The 12,064-nt window shown below is 67.7% G+C and carries 12 protein-coding genes; 5 read left to right on the forward strand and 7 right to left on the reverse strand.

The window, feature by feature from the left end; translation table 11 throughout:
• Positions 1-156: 156 nt before the first annotated feature.
• The 7 genes from Amac_RS07555 to Amac_RS07585 all read right to left on the reverse strand — a co-directional run bounded on the left by Amac_RS07555 (position 157) and on the right by Amac_RS07585 (position 6,688).
• A complete protein-coding gene (locus Amac_RS07555) occupies positions 157-723 on the reverse strand; it encodes a carboxymuconolactone decarboxylase family protein (protein ID WP_155353587.1) in 567 nt (188 codons plus the stop codon).
• An 830-nt stretch (positions 724-1,553) separates the two neighbouring features.
• Positions 1,554-1,874 carry a hypothetical protein gene (locus Amac_RS07560; RefSeq protein ID WP_155353588.1) on the reverse strand — a complete coding sequence of 107 codons (321 nt, stop codon included), beginning with the start codon at positions 1,872-1,874 and terminating at the stop codon, positions 1,554-1,556.
• A gap of 368 nt (positions 1,875-2,242) precedes the next feature.
• Positions 2,243-3,322 (reverse strand): DNA alkylation repair protein, encoded by a 1,080-nt coding sequence (locus tag Amac_RS07565; protein ID WP_155353589.1) that lies wholly within the window; start codon positions 3,320-3,322, stop codon positions 2,243-2,245.
• Positions 3,323-3,632: 310 nt separating this feature from the next.
• Positions 3,633-4,289: a winged helix-turn-helix transcriptional regulator gene (locus tag Amac_RS07570; protein WP_155353590.1), complete on the reverse strand. Its 657-nt coding sequence runs from the start codon at positions 4,287-4,289 to the stop codon at positions 3,633-3,635.
• A gap of 118 nt (positions 4,290-4,407) precedes the next feature.
• Complete coding sequence (locus Amac_RS07575) at positions 4,408-5,502, reverse strand: serine hydrolase domain-containing protein (protein WP_155353591.1); 1,095 nt, start codon at positions 5,500-5,502, stop codon at positions 4,408-4,410.
• Between the two features lie 62 nt (positions 5,503-5,564).
• Positions 5,565-6,107, reverse strand: a complete 543-nt coding sequence (locus tag Amac_RS07580) for a dihydrofolate reductase family protein (protein WP_155353592.1) — start codon at positions 6,105-6,107, stop codon at positions 5,565-5,567.
• Between the two features lie 8 nt (positions 6,108-6,115).
• The gene (locus Amac_RS07585) at positions 6,116-6,688 is read right to left on the reverse strand and encodes an NADPH-dependent FMN reductase (RefSeq protein ID WP_155353593.1); all 573 of its coding nucleotides are present in this window, start codon (positions 6,686-6,688) and stop codon (positions 6,116-6,118) included.
• A gap of 108 nt (positions 6,689-6,796) precedes the next feature.
• On the opposite strand from Amac_RS07585, the gene Amac_RS07590 reads away from it, so the two are divergent.
• The 5 genes from Amac_RS07590 to Amac_RS07605 all read left to right on the forward strand — a co-directional run bounded on the left by Amac_RS07590 (position 6,797) and on the right by Amac_RS07605 (position 12,031).
• Positions 6,797-9,886, forward strand: coding sequence for an AfsR/SARP family transcriptional regulator (locus Amac_RS07590; protein ID WP_155353594.1), 3,090 nt, complete (start codon positions 6,797-6,799; stop codon positions 9,884-9,886).
• Between the two features lie 42 nt (positions 9,887-9,928).
• A complete protein-coding gene (locus Amac_RS07595; protein ID WP_155353595.1) occupies positions 9,929-10,432 on the forward strand; it encodes a DUF305 domain-containing protein in 504 nt (167 codons plus the stop codon).
• A 36-nt stretch (positions 10,433-10,468) separates the two neighbouring features.
• Positions 10,469-10,888, forward strand: coding sequence for an ATP-binding protein (locus Amac_RS07600; protein ID WP_170322371.1), 420 nt, complete (start codon positions 10,469-10,471; stop codon positions 10,886-10,888).
• Positions 10,889-11,145: 257 nt separating this feature from the next.
• Positions 11,146-11,265 carry a DLW-39 family protein gene (locus Amac_RS54720; protein ID WP_218034602.1) on the forward strand — a complete coding sequence of 40 codons (120 nt, stop codon included), beginning with the start codon at positions 11,146-11,148 and terminating at the stop codon, positions 11,263-11,265.
• Between the two features lie 46 nt (positions 11,266-11,311).
• Entirely contained in the window at positions 11,312-12,031 is a 720-nt protein-coding gene (locus Amac_RS07605; protein ID WP_155353597.1) for an HAD family hydrolase, read from the forward strand.
• Positions 12,032-12,064: the final 33 nt, after the last annotated feature.

Here is a 12,064-nt window from a genome sequence, read left to right on the forward strand (position 1 = left end):
CAAACCATGCTCGATCCACGTGTGATGGACCGTGTGAAAAGACCGACTTGAGCGCAAAAGCCGGTGAGCGCCATCACGCGGAGCGCGGCTGACCGCAAAAGCCGGTGAGCGCCATCACGCGGAGCGCGGCTGACCGCAAAAGCCGGTGAGCAGCCATCAGGCGGAGCGCGGCTGACCGAAGGCGTCGATCGCGGTGCGGATCTCGGGGGCCAGCTTCTCGTATTCCTGGTCCGGTACGGTTCCCACCGCACTGACCACCCCGCTGAAGAAGCGGCGCAGGCAGACCGCGAGCACGACCTGAAAGACGTCGACGTCGCTGAGGCCATACTGCCGGAGGGTTTCGGCGTCGGTTTCGGTGATTCTGGTGGGGTCCAGGGCGACCTTCTCGGCGAAGTCCATGATGGCGACATCCACCGGCGCGAGTCCCGCGTCGCGGTGGTCGCGGAGGATCGCGCTCAGGGCTTCGTCGTCGTAGAACTCCTCGAGTTTGGTGGCATGGGCGAGACCGCAGTATTTCGAGTCGATCGCCCGGGCGGTGGCGATGGTGACCAGTTCGTACCGCCGCAGGTCCATGCCCGCGCGGATCGCGCCGCCGAGCTGGAGCCAGCCTTCGTAGACCTCGGGCCGGAGCGCGAACACACGGGTGTAGTTGGGCACAAAACCGTAAATGGCCGCGTCGGCCGCGTACAGCGGTGATTCGTCGGGCGTGCTGAGGTACGTCATCGTCTCGCTTTCGGTAAGACCGTCGAAGGGTTACGGTATTTCGCTGGCCGGGCCGGGCGCTTCAGTACTTCTACTTAGGTTTTCGGCTCCGTGGCGAGATTCAGCCGGTACGCGACGGCGGCGGCCTGACCACGTTCGCCCAGGATTGCAGAGATCAGCTTTGCCCATGGCCGCAGAGATGACCGAGAATGCGGTGGTCCACGGTGTCGGCGGATAGGGCAGGCGGCGGGCGATCGCGGCGTTGGGCAGGCATTCCTCGGCGAGTCCGGCCACGAGCACCCAACACAATGAGCAGGTCGCTCAGTTGCTCGCCGTAATCCGGCGCCGTTAACGCTGGCGGTGGTCCTCGCCGCACCGGCGCTAGGAGTGGTAGCGGCATTCCGGGCTCTAAATGGGCCCGAAAACGCCATGACCACGGCCGTGGTGACACCCGGCCCAACGCATGCCAGTGGTACCCCGTTCGGCGTAGGCCAGCGTCACCCGGTTCGGCGTAGGCCAGTGTCACCCGGTTCGGCGCGGGCCAGTGCAACTGGCTCGGGGCCAGACCATTGGCACCTGGCTCGGGGCGGGCCAGGCGGAGGCTCTTGCCCGAGATCGGCGTCATTGTGGGCGAGGTCCAGGTTTGAGCTTCCGGCCGCCGCACGGACAGCGGCCGGAAGTGCTCGGTGTGCCGACCTCCGGATTAGTCGATGCCGGTGGCCACGATGCCGGCCTGGGCTACTGCCGGGGCCCAGAGCAGGACCAGGCTGATCACCATCGCGACAGCTGCGGTCAGCCATCGACGTGCACGTCGGCTCATCGCCGCCTCCTTCTATTGGTTCGGTGACGAATCACCGCGTATTCGACACCGCTCGCGTCGTGGATTGGCGGGTGTTGAGGCGGGCTGGCTGAATCGTCAGATAGTAGCGTTCGGGCAGGCTGGTGGTCCGGCTTGCGGCCGGCCGGTAGCAGCTGATGGCCGTGTCGCGATCTCTGGCTCGTTCCAGCAGGTGACCGCGCACGGCGTCCAGACGGTAGTGCCCCGCCAGGCGGTCGTCGAGCGTGTCTAGCACCACCAGACCCGCGGCCGGGACGTGGATCACCGCCGTCGCGACCGCGCGGTTGAGGGGTGGCCATCGGGTTGCCGTCATCTGATCGAGCAGGCTGTACAAGCCCGACGATCTGGTGCCAGTTCGCACGGCGGCCTCCAACCGAGGGATTATGCATAAGAAACGCCTATCCCGGTCGCCACACGCCTATCGACGTTGGTGTCTTTGACCTGGGCTGCCTTCGTGGACAGCGGCGATGGCGGCCTGGAGCTGATATTCGCCCACAGCCTCCTGGTGATCGAGTTGACGGTGAGTGCGATGCTCTCGGCGATCAGATCGCGGATCCGGCGGCTTCCGGGCCTGCTCGCTCCGCAACAGATCAGTCATCTGCCGCACGCTGGGCTGGATCAGCCACCCACGCGGATTGTCCGACACTCCATCCTTCAGCCAAGGCACCGCCGTCGCCAGAAGCGCCTCCTGAAGCCCCGGTGTTATGCCGGGGTCGTTGACTTCAGTAGGAAGGGGGCGGTGGCGCGGACGGCGCCGTTGATGATGATCTCTAAGGTTCGGGGGCCGGGGGGCTCGTTTCTCGTGGTGACGGGGCGGAAGGAGTGGGACTTGGTCACGGTGATCGGCTGGCCGGGTTTTGCGGTGGGGCGTTCGGCTAGGTGGTAGACGCGGTGGGAGGCGTCTCGGCGGATCGCGTACTTCAGGACGAGTGGGCCGGGGTGGTCGGCGGTGAGGGTCACGGTGAAGCGGAGGTGGTCTCCGATCGCGACCTGGTCCTCGGCGAGGGTCAGATCGTTGACGGTGCCGCTGCCGGGGAGGGCGCCCATCAGGGTGAGGGCGCGGGGGTGGCCTGCTTTGATCAGTCCGCGGGAGGCATGGCGGAGGACCCTCTCGACGTGGGAGCCGCCCTGGTCTCGCCATCGGCCGAGGAGATCGATCGCGGTCTCCGGGTGATCCTTGGCGATGTCGTTGACGTGATTGGCCACCGAGCGGCGCACGTATTCGCTGGGGTCGTCGCGTAGGGCGTCGAGGATGGGGATGGCCGGGCCCGGTTCCATCAGCCAGCGCACTCGGGATCCCCAGGGCAAGCGCGGGCGGGTTCCTTCCGAGGCGAGCCGTCTCAGGTGCTCGTTCGGAGAGTCGGCCCAGCGATACATGATCTTCAGTGCGTCCATCTGATGGCGCTCGAGCAGCGGCCGCACGGCGAATTCGCCGGTCGAGTGGGGTGTCAGCACGGCTAGGGTCGCCATGGATTCGTCCAGATGCTCAACCCCGTGGGTGCCGACATGTTCTGTGGCCGGCCAGCCACTCCACAAATCCAGCCGAACCTGCCCAGCACTCTCCCTGAGCACCTTCGCGGCATCCGGAAACGGCAACGGCAGCGCCTCGTGTAGCGCCCGCGCGACATGCCGCACGCGATCCTTCAACTCCAGCCCGGCAAGCCCAGCCAAGGCGGACCGGACGAACGCCGCCCGCGCGAAGGGCGCCCACACGGCCGCGATCCCGTCCGCGAGAACCCCCACAGACCCGGCATTGATCAATTCCTTCAGCGGTTGAGCCACAGCGACACGTTGCCACACGCCACCGACAATTCCGGGTCGCGCTACAAGTCGAAGGCTGGCACGAAGCGCCTAGGAGTCTCGCGCCCGGCCGGCCTCCCAAGTGGCGGATGATTTCGCGGGCCACCGCGTCGGCGTCGACCCGCGGCGGATGATTTCGGCGTAGGCCCGCGGCGGATGGGCGGATGGGCGGATGATTTCGTCTAGCGTGCGTCTTCGCGTACTCCCCGTCATCCGGTCCGGCTGACCGAACGAGATACCCTCCTGGTTTTGCCGTGGCGTACTCCCCGTTGAGCACGTCTGTCACTCGGATTCAGCAGGCGGATTGCGAAAGATCCTCGGAGGGAACGTTCCTTCCGAATGGGGTCAGACCAGACCACGTGGTCAGAGCTCGGTCGAGCCAGGGCGGGCCGTCGAGGACGGCACCCGTGGGCGGGGTCGAACCGGATTGCCAGCGGATCAACCAGTCGGTGTCCGTGGTGAGGACGCCGTCCTCGGTGAAACCCGGATCCTCCAGGCAGACCTCGTTGCCGGACACGCTCAGGACCAGCCAGTAGCGCTCGGACCTGTCGGTCAGATTGAAGCGGAGCACGACGCGCGGGCAGGGCAGAAGGGCCGGTTCGATCAAGCGGGACATGGTCCACAGCGCCAGGTAAGGATCATGATGTGACGGCTGGGGCTCCCGCCACCGGGAAGCCCACATCCCGAGGGCCATGCAGACATCGGTGAGTTCACGGCCGCATTCGGTCAGGTGATACTCATGATCCCGGCGTTCGACCACACCATCCTCTTCCAGCCGGCGCAGCCGCTGGGAGAGAACGCTGCGCGGCAGGCCAGGGGCCCCTTCCAGGATCGTGTTGAAACGATGGCAGCCCACCATGAGGTTGCGGAGAATGATGGGCGTCCAGCGTTCAGCGAAGACTTCGGCGCCCAAGGCGATCGGGCAGTGCTGTCCGTAACCCTTCTTCACAGGGCAACCATGCCAGGTGACAAGTCCCCTGTTAGGCCGAATTTTCAATTGTTTACCTGGCGTATTTATTACGCGGAAAGGGCCAGACCCACCGGGCCTGGCCCTAACCACCGCACCCTCACCCGATCAGCTCGCTGATCTTCGCGGGAACCGCGAAATCGCCGGTCAGACTGTTCTTGGTCACCGCCACCGCGATCCCGGTAGCCGTGTCCGCGTACGCCGCACTACCCCCCGCCCCCGGCATCCCGAAAACCGACGCCGTGGCTTCGGCGTCCGCACCGGGACGGCCGATCCCGAATCCAAGCCCCCACGTGGCCGGATTCCCGAACACCTGATCCACCCCAACGAACGACACCGCCGAAATCTCCCGCAGCCGCTCCGGCGAAACCAGCCGCACGCCGTCCACCTCGCCCAGCAGTGCCGCGTACATCCGGGCGATCGCCCGTGCCGACGTCTTCCCACCTGCCGGGATATCGGCCGCCAGCACATCCGTACGGTTCCCCAGCGTCGCCGACGGGAACAACGACATCGGCCCAGCCTTGAACATCGGCAGATCGGTCGGCATCTCCCCGGTCCACGCCGCGGCCACCGGCTCATCCTCCAGCACCGCCAGCCGCCCATGCTCGGCCACCGGCATCCCGAAGTAGATCTCATCGGCCACCCCCAGCGGCCCGGCCACCTCCTCCCGCAGCACCTGCGAGATCGGCTTCCCGGTCGCCCGCCGGACGATCTCCCCCACGATGTAGCCGAAGCTGTACGCGTGATAGCCCGTCTGCGTCCCCGGCTCCCACCACGGCTCCTGATCCGCGATGGCCGCGCACATCTTGTCCCAGTCGCAGATGTCGGCAAAGGTGCTTTCCACCGGAATGCCGGGCACCCCCGCCGTGTGGTTGAGCGCCTGCCGTACCGTGACCTGGCCCTTGCCATGAGCGGCGAACTCCGGCCAGAGCTCCGCGATCGGGGTGTCGTATCCGAAAAGGCCGCGTTCGACGAGCACGTGCAGCACGGTGGAGGCCGCGCCCTTGCCGATCGAGAAGTTGTAGAACACCGTGCCGGAGGTGACCTCGCGCCCGGTCTCCGGGTCGGCGATGCCGGCCACCGCGTCCACGACCAACTCGCCGCCGGAGTAGACGGCCACCTGCACACCTCGCTCGGCCCCGGATTCGACCAGCTCGTCGATGGCCGCCTGCACGTTCTTCTGAAGATCACTCATGTCGTTTCCGTTTCTGTGCGTCTATCCGTACGTCGAAACAAAGGAGGACGTTCTCGACAAGGTCAGGCGGGCTGGTAGGTGAGGATCGTCATGCCCGACGCGAACGTCTCAGTGTTTGCCAGCGTGAACGCGGCCTTCGTGCCCTCGCGGAAGAGCCGCTGCCCCGCGCCGACCGCGACCGGGTGCACCCACAACCGGTACTCGTCGAGCAGGCCGCTCTCCCGCAGCGCGTCGGTCAACTGCCCACAACCGTAGATGAGGATGTCCCCGCCGGGCTGTTCCTTCAGCCGGGTGACCTCGGCGATCAGGTCGTCGCCCGGGATGATCGTCGTGTTGTTCCAGTCGGCCTTGTCCAGAGTGGAGGTGACCACGTACTTGTCCATCGCGTTGATCCGGTCGGCGAAGTCGTCCGCGCCGGCCCGGCCCGGCCAGGCCGCCGCGAAGCCCTCGTAGGTGACCCGGCCCATCAGCAGGATGTCGCTGGCGAACAGCAGGGCGTGGGCGTACTGGGCGGCTTCGTCGCTCCAGTAGTCGAACGACCACAGGTGCGGGTTGTCGATGAAGCCGTCGAGCGTGACGTACGTGGAAGTGATGATCTTGCGCATGATTTCTCCTATGGGAGGTAAGGGCGCTTGGCGCGGGCATCCCGCAGCGCGTGGGCCCACCAGGACAATTGATCCAAAGTGGTCTTCAGCTCTGAGTTGCAGGCCGCCGTCGGCTTGGGCCAGCTGCCGTCGGCCGCGAACAGCTGCCAGTAGGAGGGCAGCGACACCCCGTCCCTGATGGGCACCGCGTGCAGTTCGGTGAAGACCTGCCGCAGTTGCTCGGTGGCGTGCCGTCCGCCGGACTCCCGGCCGTACGAGATGAAGGCGACCGGTTTGGCGTGCCACTCCGTGTAGAACCAGTCGATCGCCGTTTTGAGCGGAGCCGGGAAGCTTCGGTTATATTCCGGGGTCACCACCACGAAGGCGTCGGCGGCGGCCAGGCGTGGGGCGAGCTGCCGTACCGGGAGGGGAAGCGGGTCGTCCTGGTCGCACAGCGTGGCCGGCAGGCCGGTCTCGGCCAGGTCGATCACGTCCAGCTCCAGCTCGGCCCGGCGCCGGGCCCGGGACACCAGCCAATCGGCCACGGTGGGCCCGAAACGCCCGGTTCGGGTGCTGCCGATGATGACCGCGAATCTCAGCATGTCCGCCTCCTTTCTGACACCTCCAAAGCTGCCAGGAGCGGCTTACGGTCTCCTTCCCGTCCTCTTACGACCAGGCGTGCGGCGGCGTAAGCGGCTAGCGTGGCGTTTATGCGCTTTGGGGTGCTGGGGCCACTCACGGTGTGGACGGCGGACGGGCGCGCGGTCACCATCCCCGGTCTGAAGGTCCGCGCTCTCCTCGCCGACCTGCTCATTCACGAAGGCCGGACGGTGTCGGTGGACCGGCTGGTCGATGACCTCTGGGGGGAGGACGCCCCGGCGAACCCGTCCGGCGCGCTTCAGGTCAAGGTCTCCCAGCTCCGCCGCGCCCTGGACGAAGCCGAACCGGGCGCCCGCGATCTGGTCGTATCCCTCCCGCCCGGCTATGCCCTCCGTACCAGCCCGGAAGCGGTCGACTCCGCACACTTCACGCACCTGACCACACAAGCCCAGGACAGCGCCGACCCGCGCACGGTCGCCGCCCTGCTCGGCGACGCGCTGGCCCTCTGGCGTGGTACGGCATTCGCCGACTTTTCCGACGACGACTTCACCCAGCCCACGATCGCCCGCCTCGACGAGCAGCGCCTGGCCGCGCTCGAGCATTGGGCCGAAGCCCGCCTGGAGCTGGGCGAACACAGCCTGCTGGCGGGCGAACTGGCCGATCTGACCGCCCGGCACCCGCTCAGGGAACGCCTGCGCGCCGCCCACATCCGGGCCCTCTACCTGGCCGGACGCCAGAGCGAGGCGCTCGCCGCCTACGCCGACCTGCGCGAGCGGCTGGCCGAGGACCTCGGCCTGGACCCCAGCCCCGACCTGGTCGCACTGCACCAGGCGGTCTTGAACCAGGCGCTGAGCACGACCGCGGTTATCCGCACGAACCTGCCCGAACCCCTGGGCGACCTGATCGGCCGGGAGGACGCGGTCACCGAGGTCCGTACCCTGCTGGAAAAGAACAGGCTGGTCACCCTTACCGGATCCGGAGGAGTCGGGAAAACCCGGTTGGCCCTGGAGACCGCCCGCGGGTTGATCTTCCCTGACGGCGTTTGGCTGGTCGAATTGGCCGCGATCGACGGGTCCGGCCTGGCCGAGGCGATCATGGCCGCGCTTGAGGTCCAGGACCTCGGCGACAACCGGCTGATTGACGCGATGCGCTCCCGGAACCTGCTGCTCGTGCTCGACAACTGCGAACACGTCATCGACGACGTCGCCAAACTGGCCGATGCCCTGCTCCGGGCCGCGCCGAACCTGCGCATCCTGGCCACCAGCCAGGAAGCCCTCGCACTCCCGGGCGAAACCGTGTGGAGCGTGCCCCCTCTGGACGTTCCCTCCCCAACCGCCGACCTCGCGACGCTCGACCAGTCCAGCGCGGTACGGCTGTTCGTGACCCGGGCCACGGCCGCCGCCCGAGATTTCACCCTTGACACCGACACCGCCCCCGCGGTCGCGACACTGTGCCGCCGGCTGGACGGCATCCCGCTGGCCCTGGAACTGGCCGCCACCCGGGTCCGTGCGCTCGGCGTGCACGGCCTGGTCGCCCGCCTCGACGACCGGTTCCGCCTGCTGGCCACCGGCCATCGCGGCGCCCCGCCCCGCCAGCAGACCCTCACCGCGATGATCGACTGGAGCTGGGAGCTCCTGACCGACCCCGAGCGGATCGTCCTGCGGCGGCTCGCCATCCACGCCGACGGCTGCACCCTCGAAGCCGCCGAAGCCGTCTGCGGCACACCGGACGTCCTCGACCTGCTGGCCCGCCTGGTCGACCGCTCCCTGGTCACCGTCAGCCATGGCCCCGAAGGCCCGCGCTACCGCCTGCTCGAATCCGTCGCCGCGTACTGCGTGGACAGAATGCGCGAAGCCGACGAATACCACGAACTCCAGGACCGCCACCGCGCCTACTACACCGACCTCGCAGAACAGGCCCAGCCCCACCTTTACGGCCCCGCCCAGCGCACCTGGCTCCGCCGCCTCGACGCCGAAGCCGCCAACTTCCGCACCGCCGTCAACCTCCGCCTGGTCAACGCCCTGACCTGGTACTGGTTCCTCCGCGGCCGCCTCACCGAAGCCCGCCGCGCCCTCGAAACCGCCCTCTCCCAGCCCGGTAAGGCACCCGCCGCCGACCGCGCCACCGCCCTCGCCTGGCAGGCCGGAATCGCCCTCCTCCATGGCGACACCGCCGACAAAACCGCCCGCCGTGAGGCCGCCCTCGCGCTCTTCACCGACGACCCGGCCAGAAAGGCCAGGGCGCAGTGGTTCCTCGCCTACACCGCCTCCGACACCGGCGTGGCCGCCTGTGCCACGTTGCTCGACGAGGCATTGGCGACGTTCCGGCAACTCGGCGACCGCTGGGGGGAAGCGGCCGCGTTGAGCACCCAGGCCAAACTCGCCCACGTACGAGGCGATCTGAGCGCACTCGGCACCGCGGCCGAGCGGAGCAACGTGATCTTCACCGAGCTGGGGGAGCGCTGGGGCCAGTTGGAGGCCACCGGCTGGCTCGGTGCCCGGGCCGAGCTGACCGGCGACTACGACGAGGCCGAACGCTGGCAGCGGGATGGCTTGGCGATCGCCGAGGAGTTCGGCCTGTGGACGGAGGTATCCACGCGGCTGTCCTGGCTGGGCTGGATCGCCCTACAACGCGGCGATTATGCGCAATCGCGGCTCTTCTCCGAACACGGGCTCCGGCTGGCCGTCGAGCAGGCCCACCTGCCCGCGCTGGTCTTCGCCGAGATGACCCTCGGTTTCGCCGCCCGCAAGGACGGCCTCACCGAGCTCGCCGAAACCCACCTGCGCAACGTGCTGGAGCGTACGCACCCGATCGACGAGGCCAGCCCGCCGCCGCACCTGCCGATGGTCCTGGCCGAGCTCGGCTTCGCCGCCGAGCAGCGCGGCGCCGTGACCGAGGCGGTCGAGCTGCACCGCCGGGCGTTCACCACGGCGCTGGCCTTCAACTCGCCTCGGGGACACGCCTTCGTCGCCGAGGGCCTGGCGGGCGCGCTCGCGCTGGCCGGTGATCACTGCCAGGCGGCGCGGCTGCTTGGCGCGGCAGCGCGGGTCCGTACCACGAAGGAACTGCCGCTGGCCCCCGCCGAGGCGCGCGATGTCGACCGGATCACCGCCGCCACCCGCGCCGCGCTGGGCGAGGCGGCCTTCGAGGCCGAATTCAGCCGGGGCGCCGACCAGCCCCTGGATCGGCAATTCGATTGAACCCGCCCGCCGGGCGTCGCGTACCTCCCCGCGAGGAGGCTGATGATGCGTTGGATTCTGGCGTTTGCCACGTTCCTGATCCTCGGGTGTTCGGCCACGGCTGACGCCCAGGACCCGGACGTGCGCTTCTCGCTGGAGATGATCACCCATAACCGGCAGACCCTCAGACTCGCCGATATGGTCAAAGGCCGCAGCACCGATTCCTTTGTCACCGGCCTGGCCGCGAAGCTCAAAGTCGACGAGCGTACCGAGATCGACGTCATGTCCACCTGGCTCCAGATGTGGAACATGCCACCACCCAAAGGCACGACCTACCAGATGCCGGGCAGCGTGACCACCGCCGACTACACCGCGCTCCAGAGCCGATCAGGCCCGGAGTTCGACAAAATGTGGCTCACCACGCTCAGCAGACACCTCACCACCGGCGTCATGATCGCCCAGGTCGCGGTCGCCACCGGCGATCACCCGCCCACCGGCGACCTGGCCCGGCGCATCGTTCGGGAGCAACGCGAGAACATCGCGGAGATCGGCCAGCACATCAGTTGATGCTCCACACGTGTGCCCGCCCCCGATTCGGGGGTAGTGGCAGTAGAGCGTGGAAAGGCGGCGAGCAAGGTGGCGGGCATCCTGCTGAGTCTGGAGTTCGAGCATGGCGCGATCACCCAGATCCGCCATCTCGTCCAGCGCTCCGCCGCCACGGCCGGCCTCACCGGCGCCGCCCTCGACGATTACGTGCTGGCCGTGCACGAGGCCGTCACCAACGCCGTCAAGTACGGCAACAGGCCACGCAGCATCTCCATCTGGGAAGAATCCGGCGCATTCTTCAGCGAAGTCCGCGACAGCGGGCCCGGCATTCCGTACCAGACCCTGACATCTAACGACCTGGCCGAACGCTCCCCGTTCGGCGGCCGGGGCCTCTGGCTGATGCGCCACCTCACCCGCACCACCATCCAGACCGGCCCCGACGGCACCACGATCCGACTCGCCGCCTCCCTGCCCTGAGGTTCGCTCAAAGCTGAGCCGGTGCGGTACGGCATACGCCCGAAACCTGTCCGAGATAGGACCTGTTCGATAGATTCCTACCGAAAAGAACAAGGCTAGCGAGCCCCATCCAAGGTTCACTATCACCAGATTCGGTACAACCAGTTATCGGGCAACCCCAGGGCCACACCGATCCCTTGCTAGGCTGGCGGGAACCTAGTTGGAACCGGGCGTTGTCTCACCCGGCTGGTGAGACCGTTGGGAAGTGGGGTCACACCATGAAGAAGCTGCTCGTTCTGGCGCTTGTCGCTATTGGGGGGCTGCTGGTCTGGCGTAAGGTGCAGTCCGACCGCGCCGAGCTGGACCTGTGGACTGAGGCGACCGGCAGCGAGAACTGACGACCACCCGGAGATGGGTTTGCTTGATCGTGGCGAAGGTGCGGGTATGACCCCCGTCAGGCTGGCCTGCCTGGACCTGGCGGGCACCACGATCGGCGACGTCGCCATGGTCGACCGAGCTTTCGCCGAGGCGATCGCCACCCAGGCGATCGCCACCCAGGGGATCGTTCCCGGGACCAGTGCGTACGCGCGGGCCATGGTCCACGTTCACCGGTCCCGGGGGTGCCCCAAGATCGACGTCTTTCGTGGCATATTTCCGGACAACGAAGCGCGGGCTCAGGCGGCTAATCTGACGTTTGAGCGCTCGTATGAGGGTGCCATCGAACGTACCGGTCTTATCCCGCTTCCTGGCACTGTCGAAGCCCTGGAGAAGCTCCGGGCCGCCGATATCCAGGTGGCCCTCATCACCGGCTTCAGCCGGGGCACCCTGGGGCGCGTTCTGGGCGCCCTCGGTTGGCACGACAAGCTCAACCTGGCCATATGTCCCGAAGATGCGGGACGTGGTCGGCCGTACCCGGATATGGTGCTCACCGCCGTACTCAAACTCGGCATCGACGACGTCCGCCAGGTGGCCGTCGCCGGCGACTCGGAGAATGACATGATCAGCGGCCGCCGCGCCGGCGCCGGCCTGGTCGCGGGCGTCCTCACCGGCGTCCACAGCCGCGAACGCCTCCTAGGCGGCGGCGCCACCCACATCATCGACTCCATCGCCGACTTCCCCGCCCTACTCCTCGGCCACCATCAGGCGATCCCCGCAATCCGCTAGCCGCGGGGTCGTTCTCGGCCAGCAGGCCAAGAC

It is taken from the genome of Acrocarpospora macrocephala, from assembly GCF_009687865.1.
Taxonomy (GTDB): Bacteria; Actinomycetota; Actinomycetes; order Streptosporangiales; family Streptosporangiaceae; genus Acrocarpospora; species Acrocarpospora macrocephala.

Bases quoted from the DNA above. Each gene is read 5' to 3' on its own strand.
- Amac_RS07595 (WP_155353595.1), top strand. From the start codon at position 9,929: ATGATGCGTTGGATTCTGGCGTTTGCCACGTTCCTGATCCTCGGGTGT.
- Amac_RS07605 (WP_155353597.1), top strand. From the start codon at position 11,312: ATGACCCCCGTCAGGCTGGCCTGCCTGGACCTGGCGGGCACCACGATC.
- Amac_RS07580 (WP_155353592.1), bottom strand. From the start codon at position 6,107: ATGCGCAAGATCATCACTTCCACGTACGTCACGCTCGACGGCTTCATC.
- Amac_RS54720 (WP_218034602.1), top strand. From the start codon at position 11,146: ATGAAGAAGCTGCTCGTTCTGGCGCTTGTCGCTATTGGGGGGCTGCTG.
- Amac_RS07590 (WP_155353594.1), top strand. From the start codon at position 6,797: ATGCGCTTTGGGGTGCTGGGGCCACTCACGGTGTGGACGGCGGACGGG.
- Amac_RS07555 (WP_155353587.1), bottom strand. From the start codon at position 723: ATGACGTACCTCAGCACGCCCGACGAATCACCGCTGTACGCGGCCGAC.
- Amac_RS07585 (WP_155353593.1), bottom strand. From the start codon at position 6,688: ATGCTGAGATTCGCGGTCATCATCGGCAGCACCCGAACCGGGCGTTTC.
- Amac_RS07575 (WP_155353591.1), bottom strand. From the start codon at position 5,502: ATGAGTGATCTTCAGAAGAACGTGCAGGCGGCCATCGACGAGCTGGTC.